Source organism: Yersinia enterocolitica (assembly GCA_002082245.2).
Classification (GTDB): Bacteria; Pseudomonadota; Gammaproteobacteria; order Enterobacterales; family Enterobacteriaceae; genus Yersinia; species Yersinia enterocolitica_E.
Genome location: NBTC02000002.1, coordinates 4,717,575 through 4,731,408 on the forward strand (window position 1 = coordinate 4,717,575; position 13,834 = coordinate 4,731,408).

A 13,834-nucleotide genomic window follows, 5' to 3' on the forward strand; every position below is an offset into this window, starting at 1 on the left:
CAGTGCCAGCCTCTATAAATAAAAAATCATATCCAGCAGAATCTACTGTGCACTTTACGCGGGAATGCGGGTGGAAACGTGAAGAAAATATGGAGAACCTGTAAAAAACCTCGATAAAACTGAGTTAATCCACCTCAATGTAGAAAATAATGATAAACAGGTGTTTTTTCTGGCATCAGGTAAACTGATTATATCCCAAGAATTTAGCGTGGCAGCCTTGTTGCGATGTTAAATGGGTAGGGAATAGCAGTCACTCAAAATAGGAATTTTTATGGAGCTAAATCCAGTGTTTGCCCGCCGTATCTATCTCTGCTGGTTAATCAGCAGTGGTGACTCGCTTAATGTACCGCGCTTGATGGAATTGACCGGCTGGCCACGGCGCACCTTGCAAGATGTCTTGAAGGCGCTACCCGGTTTGGGTATCACTCTGACTTTTGTGCAGTGTGGCGTGCGCAATAACGCGGGTTATTACCAGTTAGATAGTTGGGGGCCACTGAACAAAAAATGGATATACGATAACCATGATTTTATTTTAGCGGCCATTGAGTAGCCTGATAGCCAGCGAGTAGTTTGGTGGCTATTAAATAATTGGGTGGTGGTTAGTACTTTTTATTTTCCAAAAACAGAATGGTTGCTGCCACTCGCGAACGCACATTTAACTTACGTAATAAATTACGAATATGTACTTTTACGGTTTCTTCTGAAATGTGTAATTCAAATGCGACTTGCTTATTGGACATACCGCGCGCCACTTCTTGCAGCACATCTAATTCGCGCTCGGTTAACTCGGAGAAAGGATTAATCTCTTCATGGCGGGAGGATAAGTATTGTGCAACTTCATTGCTGAATACATTCTCGCCACGCGCTGCCTGACGGATATTTTCCAGTAATACTTCCGGTTCGCTATCTTTGAGCAGATAACCATCAGCACCGGCATCAATCATGGCATATACATCGCTGCGCGCATCAGAAACCGTCAGCACGATAATTCGCGCATCAATCCCGTCATGTCGTAATGCTTTTAGGGTATCTAGCCCAGACATCCCTTTCATATTCAGATCGAGCAGAATGACATCCGGCTGACATTTGGCCGCTTCGGTAACAGCCTCACTGCCGCAGTTAGCTTCGGCAACGACATCAAAACTGTGGTCCATCTCAAGTAATTGCCGAATACCACGGCGCATAAGGGGATGGTCATCAACGATCATAATGGTGTGACTTTTGGTCATATAAGTAATGTCCCTGTAACCGATATATGCCCATTATCTTGCAAATTGCATCGGAGGATTGGCGGTTGATGTTACTCGGCCACTGTGAGCGGTGAGCACATCTGTTCCTGACCGCCTTCCTGCACTTTGTAATCTATTGGGTATAGACGTTAAATATTTTGGCTGTTGAATACAGATTATTTTCGATAGCCAATTTAGCAGGCTACGTTATCCATTATTGTTAGTAAAACTGCGATCTAAGTGTACCTCAAAACTGAGGCCAAATTCATTTAACCGCAACAGTTTACCTGAAGAAATAATTACCAAAGTATCATCTTGTTTGATAGCTATTCTCATTAAACAAATCGTTATATAAAAAAGGTAATAACGCAAATAGATTTAACAGTGACAAACTGCGTAAATAACCACTAAATTAATTGATCTTGCTCAATATCTACCACCGATTAACCCTAAAGAGTAATTATTTTATTACTCATTATTCTGTATCTAATACCTAAACACTGGGGAAATCCTTTAATAAAAATAAGAATTATTATCACCAGCCAATGTAAACCTCTGGGCTTTGAATGAACTCTCTCTATCGCACATGCGGGCGCGCCAGTAGATGTTAAGGATATCAGTATGACTGATTTATCACGGCGTAAATTGCTGACTGGCCTTTGGCAAGCAGATAAACGAGAACTTTCAGCGCATAGGCCCCCCTGGTCGGTGATGGAAGCCGATTTTATTGCTGGCTGTACCCGCTGTCATGCCTGTGTGACTGCCTGTGAAACCGGTGTATTGGTGGTTGGCAGTGGCGGATTCCCCGAAATAGATTTCCAACGTGCTGAATGTAGTTTTTGCCAGGCCTGTGTACAGGTGTGTGAGGCGGGTGTTTTTACCGCAACAGCTCTGACGCCCTGGCGACTTAAAATCAACATTTCAGAGCGCTGTTTACCTTTCCACAATATTGAATGCCGTAGCTGTCAGGATAGCTGTGAGAGTAGGGCAATTCGATTTCGTCCGCGCGTAAACGGCATTGCTCAGCCCGAATTAGACCTTCCTGCTTGTAACGGATGTGGTGCCTGTGTGCCCAGTTGTCCGGTTCAGGCAGTAACCCTTACCCGGAGTGAAGATGGACGATAAAGAATGGCATGTCTGTGGATTGGTGCTGCAAGCCAAACCGGCGCGAATTGCACAACTGATCGACGACCTGTTGGCTATCCCGGGAACAGAAATACCCACCAGTGATGCCACTCTGGGCAAGTTGGTGGTGGTTATGCAGGCGGCGCGCTCAGACGTGCTCCTGAATCATATTGAGTCAGCACGTAATCTGGATGGTGTGCTGGCTGTATCGCTGGTTTATCACCAGCAGGAAAGCCAAGGTGAGGAAATGCCATGAAACTCAGCCGCCGGGATTTTATGAAGGCCAATGCTGCGGTAGCCGCAGCCGCCGCCGCCGGATTGACCATACCTACTGTCGCTAAAGCCGTGGTGGGTGAAACAACAAATGCAATAAAATGGGACAAAGCACCTTGCCGATTCTGTGGCACGGGCTGCGGTGTATTGGTCGGAACACAAAATGGCCGTATCGTGGCGTCGCAAGGGGATCCCGACTCACCGGTTAACCGTGGGCTAAACTGCGTCAAAGGCTATTTCCTGCCGAAAATCCTGTATGGCAAAGACCGACTGACTCAACCGCTGCTGCGCATGAAAGACGGTCAGTATGATAAAGAAGGTGATTTTACCCCGATAAGTTGGGAAAAAGCCTTTGATATCATGGAACTGAAGTTCAAAAACGCGCTAAAAGAAAAAGGCCCAACCTCGGTGGGTATGTTCGGCTCCGGCCAATGGACGGTATGGGAGGGCTATGCGGCTTCCAAGTTGCTGAAAGCAGGCTTCCGTTCCAACAATCTGGACCCGAATGCTCGTCATTGTATGGCCTCTTCGGTGGTGGGTTTTATGCGTACCTTTGGTATGGATGAACCTATGGGTTGCTTCGATGATATTGAAGAAGCAGATGCATTCGTGCTCTGGGGATCCAATATGGCCGAAATGCACCCGATTTTGTGGTCGCGCATGACCAGCCGCCGCCTGAGCGATGACAATGTCAGGATCGCCGTCCTTTCTACCTTTGAGCACCGTAGTTTTGAGCTGGCAGATAACCCGATCGTCTTCACGCCACAGACCGATCTGGCCATCATGAATTACATCGCCAATTACATTATCCAGAATAATGCTGTTGATCAGGGTTTCCTCGACCGCCATGTGAATTTCCGCCGTGGTGCCACCGATATCGGTTATGGTCTGCGCCCAACCCATCCGTTGGAAAAAGCCGCCAAGAATCCGGGTAGTGATGCCTCCGAGCCGATGAGTTTTGATGATTTCAAAGCCTTTGTCGCGGAATATACCCTAGAGAAAACCGCTAAAATGAGCGGCGTGCCGGAGGACCAACTGGTGTCGTTGGCGCAGTTGTATGCCGATCCGAAAGTAAAATTAGTCTCCTACTGGACCATGGGTTTTAACCAACACACCCGCGGGGTTTGGGCCAACAACATGTGCTACAACCTGCACCTGTTAACCGGCAAAATCTCTAAACCGGGGTCTGGCCCATTCTCTCTGACCGGCCAGCCTTCTGCTTGTGGCACAGCCCGTGAAGTGGGGACCTTCTCCCATCGTCTACCGGCAGATATGGTGGTGACCAACGAAAAACATCGCCAGATTGCTGAAACCAAGTGGCAACTGCCTGCCGGCACTATCCCTGAGAAAGTGGGGCTGCATGCGGTGGCGCAAGACCGCGCGCTAAAAGACGGCACCCTTAATGCTTACTGGGTGATGTGTAATAACAACATGCAAGCGGGTCCGAATATCAATGAAGAGCGCATGCCGGGTTGGCGTGATCCGCGCAACTTTATTGTGGTATCTGACCCTTATCCCACTATCAGTGCACTGGCTGCTGATCTTATTTTACCGACTGCGATGTGGGTGGAAAAAGAGGGTGCTTATGGCAATGCAGAGCGGCGCACCCAATTCTGGCGTCAGCAAGTCCCAGCGCCAGGTGAGGCGAAATCTGACTTATGGCAGATTGTCGAGTTCGCCAAACGCTTCAAAGTGGAAGATGTTTGGCCTGCTGAGTTGGTCGATAAAAAACCGGAGTATCGCGGTAAGACGTTGTATGACGTGCTGTTTGCCAACGATGTGGTCAGCAAATATCCACTGAGTGAAATACCCGCCGACCAACTGAACGACGAAGCACGCGATTTCGGCTTCTACATTCAGAAAGGGCTGTTTGAAGAGTATGCCGATTTTGGTCGCGGACACGGCCATGATTTAGCGCCGTTTGACCGTTATCACCAAGAGCGCGGTCTGCGCTGGCCGGTAGTCAATGGTAAAGAAACGCTCTGGCGTTACCGTGAGGGGTTCGATCCCTTCGTGCCGAAAGGCGAAGACGTGCGTTTCTACGGTAAACCTGATGGCAAGGCAGTAATCTTTGCGCTGCCCTACGAGCCTGCGGCTGAAAGCCCGGATCAGGAATATGACTTGTGGCTCTCTACCGGCCGTGTGCTGGAACATTGGCATACCGGTTCCATGACCCGTCGCGTCCCTGAGTTACACCGCGCTTTCCCTGAAGCGGTGCTATTCATTCACCCACTGGATGCCAAAGCCCGTGATTTGCGGCGTGGTGACAAAGTGAAAGTGATTTCACGGCGTGGCGAAGTGACCTCATTGGTGGAAACCCGTGGCCGTAACCGCCCACCGCAAGGACTGGTGTATATGCCGTTCTTCGATGCTGCACAGTTGGTCAATAACCTGACGCTGGATGCCACCGATCCGTTATCCAAAGAAACTGACTTCAAAAAATGTGCAGTGAAGTTGGCACGGGTAGTGGCGTAATTGAGATTGCCTGCCCTGCGGGGCAGGCATGAGCAGCCAGTTATAACCCTCATCCAGGGATGCTCAGGATAAAGACGGTGTACTCAGGAGAAAATAATGAATAACACGATTTTTAAATCATTAAACCGCCGGTTTTTGTCAGTTATATCGCTGCTGGCGGTGTTGGTGATCACCGGTGCAGCCACTGCTGCCAGCAATGTCGAAATGGACTTGACTCAATCACCAGAAGTCTCTGGCACGGCTGAAGGCAAAGTGAAAATGCCGAAACAACAACAGCGTATGGCATTGAACTATGTTAACCAACCCCCGCTGATCCCGCATAGCGTGGATGGCTATCAAGTCAGTAAAAATACCAACCGTTGCCTGCAATGCCATGGTGTGGAGCACTATCGCACCACTGGAGCACCGCGTGTCAGCCCAACTCACTTTATTGACCGTGATGGCAAAGTATCGAGTGAAGTCTCACCACGTCGCTATTTCTGCCTGCAATGCCATGTGCCACAAACCGATGCCGCACCGATTGTCGGTAACAGCTTCCAGCCAGCCCCTGGCTTTGGCCAATAACCGAAATGAGCGATAAGCGAGATAAGTTATGAGCGAAACTAAAAAGCCCGGTGTTATCAGACGTACATGGCAGTGGTGGCGCAGGCCAAGCCGGCTGGCGCTCGGGACTTTACTGCTAATTGGCTTTGTCAGTGGCATCATTTTCTGGGGTGGATTTAACACCGGCATGGAGATGGCGAATACTGAGAAATTCTGTATTAGCTGTCATGAGATGAAAGATAACGTTTATCAGGAATATATGGGGACCATCCACTACAGCAACCGCAGTGGTGTGAAGGCGACCTGCCCGGATTGTCACGTTCCCCATGAGTGGGGGCCAAAGATGCTGCGTAAAATCAAGGCGAGTAAAGAGCTGTATGCCAAGGCTTTCGGCCTGATTGATACCCCGCAAAAGTTTGAGGCTCACCGCCTAACCATGGCCGAAAATGAGTGGGCGCGAATGAAAGCCAATGGCTCGCAAGAGTGCCGTAACTGCCATAATTTCGACAATATGGACTTCACCGCACAAAAAACGGTCGCGGCGAAAATGCACAGTAAGGCGATAACCGAAGGGAAAACCTGTATCGACTGCCACAAAGGGATAGCCCATAAGTTACCGGATATGAAGGATATTCCTACCGGCTTCTAACCGACCTCTTTCGTCGTGCTTTTCGCTGTTGAGATGCCCTGTTGACGTTGTGTCGACAGGGCATTTTTATTGCTTTATTGTGTCACTGCTTGCATAATGAGACCTGTTAACAGGTCTTTTTGAGGTGCCTATGCCAAGTATAATTTTGACTGATACCAGTGCCAGCGTGAGCGAACTGAAAAAAAATCCAATGGCAACAGTGAACGCTGGGGCCGGTTTCCCCGTAGCTATCCTGAACCGCAATCAACCCGCATTCTATTGTGTACCCGCAGAACTGTATGAACAAATAATGGAAGCGCTTGATGATCACGAATTAGCTGAGTTGGTTAACAGGCGGCGCCATCAACCCTTGCTTGATATCGATTTGGATAGCTATCTATGACCTATGCCGTTAAGTTCAGAGAAGAAGCGCTAAAGGAATGGCACAAACTGGATAAGACGATACAACAGCAATTTGCCAAGAAATTAAAAAAGTGCAGCGATAATCCACATATTGAAAGCGCTAAACTACGTGGTATGAAAAACTGCTACAAAATTAAATTACGATCCTCTGGATTTCGATTAGTGTATGAAGTTATCGATGATGTGTTGATCGTTGCTGTGGTTGCAGTAGGAAAAAGAGATCGTAGCGAGGTGTATAACCTTGCAAGTGACCGATTACGCTAATGACTATTAACCAGATTAGAGAAGGGTTTATGTCAGTCAAAATTGAAAATATTCAGAGTGAATTATTATCCAAAAACTGGTTCAAACTACACAAATACACCTTTGATTTAATAACTGATAACGGGACTCCGGTACAACAGATTCGCGAAGTGTATGACCGGGGTAACGGCGCAACCATTCTGCTGTATAACCGCCAGAAGGGTACCGTGGTACTGATTGAACAATTCCGCATGCCAACCTATGTGAATGGCAATCCTAGTGGCATGTTGCTGGAAGCCTGTGCCGGTTTGCTGGATAACGACTCACCGGAAGAGTGTATCCGCCGTGAAGCGATGGAAGAGACGGGTTATCAGGTTGATAAAGTGCAGAAGCTGTTTGAAGCTTATATGTCGCCAGGTGGCGTGACTGAAATCGTCTATTTCTTTGCGGCGGAATATCATCCAGATCAGAAAATTACTGATGATGTCGGCGTGGAGGATGAGGTGATCGACGTGGTTGAATTATCGTTTAGCGAAGCCATTGCCATGATTGCTGATGGCCGCATTAAAGATGGTAAGACGATTATGTTATTGCAATACGCCCAAATTCATAATTGGTTCAAATAAATACCTTTCTTACCAATATTGCCGTGATGTTAGCGGCATTCACTCCCCCGATTGTTGACCATCCTCTCTGATTGATAAGTAAATTCTTCAATTGAAGCAAAAATGTTATGCAGAGTATGGCCTGCTTCATAGATTGTGATAAATCACTCACTATACTGGTTCTGTTATTGGTCATATATACCCTTCGACCTTGAAACCACCGTGGTGTTAGCTACGTTCACTGACCCGAATCACTTATCATCGTGCGCTTATCGGGATTGGTTCACTTGCTGCCTACCTGCAATTTCAAGTTTATTGGGTATAACCTCGAAGAATAAAATCAAAGGGAACCTACAATGGACGAACAGTTGAAACAGAGTGCGCTTGATTTTCACCAATATCCAACCCCAGGGAAAATTCAGGTGTCGCCAACCAAACCGCTAGCAACCCAACGGGATTTGGCGCTGGCTTACTCGCCTGGTGTGGCGGCTCCGTGTTTAGAAATTGCCGCTGATCCTTTGGCTGCTTACAAATACACGGCGCGCGGCAATCTGGTTGCTGTGATTTCCAATGGTACTGCGGTGCTGGGACTGGGCAATATTGGCGCATTGGCCGGTAAACCGGTAATGGAAGGTAAGGGCGTTCTGTTTAAGAAATTTTCAGGTATTGATGTATTTGATATTGAAGTGGATGAACTCGATCCAGACAAATTGATTGATATTATCGCGTCGCTGGAACCGACATTCGGTGGCATTAATCTGGAAGATATCAAAGCACCGGAATGTTTCTATATTGAGCAAAAATTGCGTGAACGCATGAAGATCCCGGTATTCCACGATGATCAGCATGGCACGGCGATTATCTGCACCGCTGCGGTACTCAATGGCCTGCGGGTAGTGAAGAAAGACATCAGCGATGTGAAACTGGTGGTATCAGGGGCAGGGGCGGCATCGATTGCCTGTTTAAACCTGCTGGTGGCGCTGGGATTAAAACATCACAATATTACTGCATGCGATTCCAAAGGTGTGATTTATAAAGGCCGTGAGGCCAATATGGCACAAACCAAAGCGGCGTATGCGATTGAAGATAACGGTCAACGCACGCTGGGTGATGCGATGCCAGGTGCGGACATCTTCCTCGGCTGTTCTGGCCCGGGGGTTTTAACTCAGGACATGGTGAAAACCATGGCACCGAACCCACTGATTTTGGCACTGGCGAACCCGGAACCAGAGATCCTGCCGCCGTTGGCGAAAGCGGTGCGCCCTGATGCGATTATTTGCACTGGCCGCTCGGATTATCCAAATCAGGTTAACAACGTACTGTGCTTCCCATTCATCTTCCGTGGCGCGCTGGATGTCGGTGCCACCACCATTAATGAAGAGATGAAACTGGCTTGTGTGCATGCCATTGCGGATCTGGCGCTGGCTGAGCAGAGTGATGTGGTGGCATCCGCTTATGGTGAGCAAGACCTCTCCTTTGGCCCTGAGTACATAATTCCTAAACCATTCGACCCGCGTCTGATTGTAAAAATTGCACCGGCAGTGGCCAAAGCGGCGATGGACTCTGGTGTGGCAACCCGGCCAATTGCCGATTTTAGTGCTTACATCGAAAAGCTGTCTGAGTTTGTCTACAAAACTAACCTGTTTATGAAACCTATCTTCTCGCAGGCGAAGAAAGAGATGAAACGGGTGGTATTGGCGGAAGGGGAAGAAGAGCGGGTGCTGCATGCTACTCAGGAGTTGATCTCGCAGGAACTGGCTTATCCTATTCTGATTGGCCGCCCGAGTGTGATTGAGACCCGACTGAAGAAGTTGGGCCTGCAAATTACAGCAGGTAAAGACTTTGAGGTGGTTAACAATGAATCCGATTCGCGTTTTAACGAGTACTGGCAAGAGTATTATCAAATCATGAAACGTCGTGGCGTCTCGCAAGAGCAAGCCCGTCGTGCAGTGATTGGTAATCCCACACTGATTGGTTCGATCATGGTGCATCGTGGTGAAGCTGATGCAATGATTTGTGGCACTATCGGTACCTACCATGAACATTACGATGTGGTAGAGAAAGTATTCGGTTTCCGTGAAGGTGCTCATGTGGCGGGTGCGATGAATGCACTGTTGCTACCCACCGGTAACACTTTTATTGCGGATACTTATGTCAATGATGATCCGACACCAGAGCAGTTGGCTGAGATTACCTTAATGGCCGCTGAAACTGTGCGTCGCTTCGGGATTGAACCGAAAGTGGCACTGTTATCTCACTCCAGCTTTGGCACCTCAGACTGCCCAGCCGCGCGTAAAATGCGCCGCACGTTGGAATTGGTTAATCAGATGGCACCAGAGCTGGAAATTGACGGTGAGATGCATGGTGATGCCGCGCTGGTGGAAAGTATTCGCCATAACCTGATGCCAGACAGCCCATTGAAAGGTGCTGCCAACGTGTTGATTATGCCGAATATGGAAGCGGCACGTATCAGTTACAACCTGCTGCGGGTGACATCATCGGAAGGGGTGACGGTTGGGCCAGTGCTGATGGGGGTGGCGAAACCGGTGCATATCTTGACGCCAATTGCTTCAGTGCGTCGGATCGTGAATATGGTGGCGTTAGCGGTGGTTGAAGCACAAACCGAGCCTTTATAAATATGCTTTATCCTTGGCATTGCCGCGTTGTTAGCGGCTTTCGCTCACCCGAGTCACTTACCTGTGTAAGCTCATCGGGATTTACTCAACTGCTGCCTGACTGCAATGCCAATGACTTTGAGTATTACTATTACTAACCTCAACCCGCTTCGGCGGGTTTTTGCTTATAGGCTTCTGGCTGCTTGCTGTAACCACTTATCCAGTTCGTTGGCAAATTGCTGGCGGTCACGCTGATTTAAGGTGTTAGGCCCACCGGTTTGAATACCGCTGGCGCGCATGGTATCCATAAAGTCACGCATATTCAGCCGTTCACGAATGGTATCTGGCGTATAGCGCTCACCCCGTGGATTCAGGGCGATACCGCCTTTGTCTATCACTTCGGCGGCCAGGGGAATATCTGCCGTGATAACCAGATCATTTTTCTCCACCCGTTGCACGATCTCATTATCGGCAACATCAAAACCGGAGGCGACTTGTAAGGTACGGATAAATTTTGATGGCGGGGTTTTCAATGGCTGATTAGCCACCAGCGTGACCATCATGCCGGTACGATCTGCGGCGCGAAATAACACCTCTTTAATCACATTCGGACAGGCGTCCGCATCAACCCAAATTTGCATCAGTGCTGTTCTCCGGTCGCTAGCCACTCTTTTACGGGCAGAAAATCGCGATACAGCGCCGCTTCAGCGCTATCTTCTGCCGGCTGATAGTTATATTCCCAGCGCACCAGGGGTGGTAGCGACATCAAAATAGATTCGGTACGACCACCGGTTTGCAAACCGAACAAGGTGCCACGGTCCCACACCAGATTAAATTCCACATAACGGCCACGGCGATAAAGTTGGAACTGACGCTCGCGCTCCCCCCAACTCAATGCTTTGCGCCGTGCAACAATTGGCATATAAGCATCAAGGAAACCATCACCTACCGCCTGAGTGAAGCGGAAACAGGTATCAAAATCAGGGCTATTCAAGTCATCGTAAAACAGGCCACCAATGCCTCGCGCTTCATTGCGATGCTTGATATAGAAGTAATCGTCACACCATTTTTTATAGCGTGGGTAGATTTCTTTACCAAAAGGTTGGCACAACTGATGGGCGGTCTGATGCCAGTGAATAGCATCTTCTTCAAAGCCGTAGTAAGGGGTTAAATCGAAACCGCCACCAAACCACCACACTGGATCTTCGCCAGGTTTCTCAGCAATAAAGAAACGCACATTGGCATGGCTGGTGGGCAGATAAGGGCTTAGTGGATGAATCACCAGCGACACCCCAAGTGCCTGAAAACTACGACCGGCCAATTCGGGGCGATGCGCAGTAGCGGATGCGGGTAATGCTGCACCAGATACCTGAGAGAAATTAACCCCCGCCTGTTCAAATACCACCCCATTAACCAATACCCGACTGCGCCCGCCGCCGCCTTCTTCGCGGGTCCAGCTCTCTTCTGTGAAGCTTGCACCGCCATCGGCATGTGTCAGTGCGGCACAGATTTTATCCTGCAAAGCTAGCAGGTAGGTTTTGATTTGGGTGATATCGGGTGAATTCATCAGCGAGGGTTCTATTAGCTTGCAAATATTTAGGGGCCAAGTATACCCCGATTCGCCGCCATTATTGTACTTTCTGTGTGGATTAGCGGCTATTAAGCTACAAGATCGGCAAGATTTATCTGCTTCTTCTCAAATATCATTACTCACTATCACGGTGGGAAATATCACTTTAATATTGCGTGATATAATATTGCCACGATAATCAGAATATCCATATTACTCAAGGGTGCGAACATCCATGGAAATCCGCGTATTCCAGCAAGACGATTTTGAAGAAGTGATTCTGCTGTGGGAGCATTGCGACTTACTGCGGCCTTGGAATGATCCAGAAATGGATATTGAGCGTAAGTTGAATCACTCGCCCGAACTGTTTTTAGTAGCGGAAGTGAGTGGGGCGATTGTAGGGTCAATCATGGGCGGTTACGATGGCCACCGTGGCTCGGCTTATTATCTGGGGGTCCATCCTGACTTCCGTGGCCGTGGCTTTGCCAATGCGCTGATCAGCCGCCTCGAGAAGAAACTTATCGCCCGTGGCTGCCCGAAGCTGAATATCATGGTGCGCGAAGACAATGATGCGGTGATCGGCATGTATGAAAAGCTCGATTACGAAACCCAAGACAGCATCATGCTGGGCAAGCGGCTGATTGTGGATCAGGAGTATTGAGAGTTTAGTTAGTTGAATTTAAAGGATGTTGATTTTAAATTCACTTTTGATTCGATAGCGCCACTGGCTGAAATGACCGAGCAACAGATAAGGTGATTTCAGCCTTTATCTAAAAAATTTCAGCCACCAATTTTTCTGTTTCCAGCTGTTTTTCTCTCCTCAAATCGACCTTATTTGCCATAACTTATCTATGCGCATAGATAAATAAAATCTTTTTTGCCACACTCTTGCCACAGTTAGAAATAAAAGAGTGCAGAATGGCGACGATCCGCAAGCGTGGTGCCTATCAATGGGAAACTCAAATCCGTAAACGTGGCTTCCCGTCACAAACTAAAACGTTTAATACCAAAGCCGAGGCTGATGCCTGGGCAAAAATGGTTGAGTCGGAAATGGCTCGCGGCGTGTGGCTTAGTCGTAGCGAATCGGAATCGACAACGCTATATGACTCGCTTGTGCGTTATGAAAATGAAATTGTCGCCAACAAAAAGGGTGCGGTGCAAGATAGGTCTATTATCCGTATCTTTAAACGGCAACCATTAGCCAGATGTTATATGGCCAGTATTCGTAGTGCCGATGTCGCCAAATTAAGAGACGAATGGCTAAAAGACTATGCGCCGGCTACGGTGCTACGTCGCTTATCTCTGCTTTCCCACTTATTTAATATTTCCCGCAAAGAGTGGGGAATGGAAAGCCTGATTAATCCTGTTGATCTGATCCGCAAACCCCAACCCGATAATGCACGTACACGGCGTATAGCTGTTGAAGCTATTCAAGCCGTAGATGAATCTGGTAATGAGGTTAAAACGCCAAGAAATACCGCTCAGGACGAAATCGAGCGAATTATTACCAATACTCAATCTCCGATATTGCCATCAGCGGTTTGCCTGGCGTTGGAAACGGCTATGCGACGTGGTGAAATTGTTGGGTTACGCTGGAAATATGTCGATTTAAAGCTGCGTGTTGCTCATCTGCCCAAAACAAAAAATGGTGATTCGCGTGATGTGCCGCTTTCTTCAAAGGCGGTGGCAGCATTAGAAAAGTTAAAGGTTATCGCGGAGGCCAGGGAAGAGGACGAGAATTCAACTGATGATCGGGTATTTAAAGCCCGAGTTGACGCAATAAGCTGTGCATTCGATAGGGCCAGAAAGCGCGCTCGTAAGTTGTATGAGCAAGAATGTGCTGCTTTAGGAAAGAAAGCCAACTCAGATTATTTGCTGGATTTACGGTTCCACGATTTACGCCATGAAGCCACATCACGCCTAGCTGAAATCTTTCCCATGCACGAACTCACAAAAATAACGGGTCATAAAGATCCTAGAATGCTGATGAGATACTATCATCCTAGGGCAGAGGACTTGGCTAAGAAGTTGGTTTAGCGGACATAATTGTATTGGTTATAGTGGTATTCTGCTAATTTTTTAGATTGAATAGAAAAGACTAAAAA

15 protein-coding genes are annotated in these 13,834 nt (G+C 48.1%); 12 read left to right on the top strand and 3 right to left on the bottom strand.

From position 1 onward, the window contains the following. The first annotated feature begins 271 nt into the window (after positions 1-271). A complete protein-coding gene (locus A6J66_023015; GenBank protein ID PNM26765.1) occupies positions 272-550 on the top strand; it encodes a hypothetical protein in 279 nt (92 codons plus the stop codon). A 49-nt stretch (positions 551-599) separates the two neighbouring features. Here the strand turns inward: A6J66_023015 and A6J66_023020 are convergent, their stop codons facing one another. Next, the gene (locus A6J66_023020) at positions 600-1,229 is read right to left on the bottom strand and encodes a DNA-binding response regulator (GenBank protein ID PNM26766.1); all 630 of its coding nucleotides are present in this window, start codon (positions 1,227-1,229) and stop codon (positions 600-602) included. A 621-nt stretch (positions 1,230-1,850) separates the two neighbouring features. On the opposite strand from A6J66_023020, the gene napF reads away from it, so the two are divergent. The 9 genes from napF (at position 1,851) to A6J66_023065 (ending at position 10,180) form a co-directional block, all read left to right on the top strand. Next, positions 1,851-2,354, top strand: a complete 504-nt coding sequence (napF, locus tag A6J66_023025) for a ferredoxin-type protein NapF (protein ID PNM26767.1) — start codon at positions 1,851-1,853, stop codon at positions 2,352-2,354. Next, positions 2,344-2,610 carry a nitrate reductase gene (locus tag A6J66_023030; protein ID PNM26768.1) on the top strand — a complete coding sequence of 89 codons (267 nt, stop codon included), beginning with the start codon at positions 2,344-2,346 and terminating at the stop codon, positions 2,608-2,610. The genes napF and A6J66_023030 overlap by 11 nt, the downstream gene beginning before the upstream one ends. Further along, positions 2,607-5,102, top strand: coding sequence for a nitrate reductase catalytic subunit NapA (locus A6J66_023035; protein PNM26769.1), 2,496 nt, complete (start codon positions 2,607-2,609; stop codon positions 5,100-5,102). Before A6J66_023030 ends, A6J66_023035 begins: the two co-directional genes overlap by 4 nt. Positions 5,103-5,198: 96 nt before the next feature. Further along, positions 5,199-5,666, top strand: coding sequence for a nitrate reductase (gene napB, locus A6J66_023040; GenBank protein ID PNM26770.1), 468 nt, complete (start codon positions 5,199-5,201; stop codon positions 5,664-5,666). Between the two features lie 28 nt (positions 5,667-5,694). Beyond that, positions 5,695-6,294 carry a cytochrome c-type protein NapC gene (locus A6J66_023045; GenBank protein PNM26771.1) on the top strand — a complete coding sequence of 200 codons (600 nt, stop codon included), beginning with the start codon at positions 5,695-5,697 and terminating at the stop codon, positions 6,292-6,294. A 130-nt stretch (positions 6,295-6,424) separates the two neighbouring features. Then, a complete protein-coding gene (locus A6J66_023050) occupies positions 6,425-6,676 on the top strand; it encodes a type II toxin-antitoxin system Phd/YefM family antitoxin (protein PNM26772.1) in 252 nt (83 codons plus the stop codon). Next, positions 6,673-6,960 carry a type II toxin-antitoxin system RelE/ParE family toxin gene (locus tag A6J66_023055; protein PNM26773.1) on the top strand — a complete coding sequence of 96 codons (288 nt, stop codon included), beginning with the start codon at positions 6,673-6,675 and terminating at the stop codon, positions 6,958-6,960. Before A6J66_023050 ends, A6J66_023055 begins: the two co-directional genes overlap by 4 nt. Before the next feature lie 29 nt (positions 6,961-6,989). Beyond that, positions 6,990-7,565 (top strand): GDP-mannose pyrophosphatase NudK, encoded by a 576-nt coding sequence (locus tag A6J66_023060; GenBank protein ID PNM27140.1) that lies wholly within the window; start codon positions 6,990-6,992, stop codon positions 7,563-7,565. A 335-nt stretch (positions 7,566-7,900) separates the two neighbouring features. Next, complete coding sequence (locus tag A6J66_023065) at positions 7,901-10,180, top strand: NADP-dependent oxaloacetate-decarboxylating malate dehydrogenase (GenBank protein ID PNM26774.1); 2,280 nt, start codon at positions 7,901-7,903, stop codon at positions 10,178-10,180. 164 nt (positions 10,181-10,344) lie between these two features. Here the strand turns inward: A6J66_023065 and A6J66_023070 are convergent, their stop codons facing one another. Together A6J66_023070 and A6J66_023075 are read right to left on the bottom strand one after the other, a co-directional pair. Beyond that, positions 10,345-10,800, bottom strand: coding sequence for a YaiI/YqxD family protein (locus tag A6J66_023070; protein ID PNM26775.1), 456 nt, complete (start codon positions 10,798-10,800; stop codon positions 10,345-10,347). Then, on the bottom strand, positions 10,800-11,726 hold the full coding sequence (locus tag A6J66_023075) for an oxygen-dependent coproporphyrinogen oxidase (protein PNM26776.1): 927 nt from the start codon (positions 11,724-11,726) through the stop codon (positions 10,800-10,802). Before A6J66_023075 ends, A6J66_023070 begins: the two co-directional genes overlap by 1 nt. Before the next feature lie 238 nt (positions 11,727-11,964). On the opposite strand from A6J66_023075, the gene A6J66_023080 reads away from it, so the two are divergent. Then, positions 11,965-12,390, top strand: a complete 426-nt coding sequence (locus tag A6J66_023080; protein PNM26777.1) for a GNAT family acetyltransferase — start codon at positions 11,965-11,967, stop codon at positions 12,388-12,390. A gap of 257 nt (positions 12,391-12,647) precedes the next feature. Next, on the top strand, positions 12,648-13,766 hold the full coding sequence (locus A6J66_023085; protein PNM26778.1) for a site-specific integrase: 1,119 nt from the start codon (positions 12,648-12,650) through the stop codon (positions 13,764-13,766). The last annotated feature ends 68 nt before the right edge of the window (positions 13,767-13,834 follow it).

Bases quoted from the DNA above. Each gene is read 5' to 3' on its own strand.
- A6J66_023015 (PNM26765.1), top strand. From the start codon at position 272: ATGGAGCTAAATCCAGTGTTTGCCCGCCGTATCTATCTCTGCTGGTTA.
- A6J66_023055 (PNM26773.1), top strand. From the start codon at position 6,673: ATGACCTATGCCGTTAAGTTCAGAGAAGAAGCGCTAAAGGAATGGCAC.
- A6J66_023050 (PNM26772.1), top strand. From the start codon at position 6,425: ATGCCAAGTATAATTTTGACTGATACCAGTGCCAGCGTGAGCGAACTG.
- A6J66_023075 (PNM26776.1), bottom strand. From the start codon at position 11,726: ATGAATTCACCCGATATCACCCAAATCAAAACCTACCTGCTAGCTTTG.
- A6J66_023045 (PNM26771.1), top strand. From the start codon at position 5,695: ATGAGCGAAACTAAAAAGCCCGGTGTTATCAGACGTACATGGCAGTGG.
- napB (PNM26770.1), top strand. From the start codon at position 5,199: ATGAATAACACGATTTTTAAATCATTAAACCGCCGGTTTTTGTCAGTT.
- A6J66_023030 (PNM26768.1), top strand. From the start codon at position 2,344: ATGGACGATAAAGAATGGCATGTCTGTGGATTGGTGCTGCAAGCCAAA.
- A6J66_023035 (PNM26769.1), top strand. From the start codon at position 2,607: ATGAAACTCAGCCGCCGGGATTTTATGAAGGCCAATGCTGCGGTAGCC.
- A6J66_023060 (PNM27140.1), top strand. From the start codon at position 6,990: ATGTCAGTCAAAATTGAAAATATTCAGAGTGAATTATTATCCAAAAAC.
- A6J66_023020 (PNM26766.1), bottom strand. From the start codon at position 1,229: ATGACCAAAAGTCACACCATTATGATCGTTGATGACCATCCCCTTATG.
- A6J66_023080 (PNM26777.1), top strand. From the start codon at position 11,965: ATGGAAATCCGCGTATTCCAGCAAGACGATTTTGAAGAAGTGATTCTG.
- napF (PNM26767.1), top strand. From the start codon at position 1,851: ATGACTGATTTATCACGGCGTAAATTGCTGACTGGCCTTTGGCAAGCA.
- A6J66_023065 (PNM26774.1), top strand. From the start codon at position 7,901: ATGGACGAACAGTTGAAACAGAGTGCGCTTGATTTTCACCAATATCCA.
- A6J66_023085 (PNM26778.1), top strand. From the start codon at position 12,648: ATGGCGACGATCCGCAAGCGTGGTGCCTATCAATGGGAAACTCAAATC.
- A6J66_023070 (PNM26775.1), bottom strand. From the start codon at position 10,800: ATGCAAATTTGGGTTGATGCGGACGCCTGTCCGAATGTGATTAAAGAG.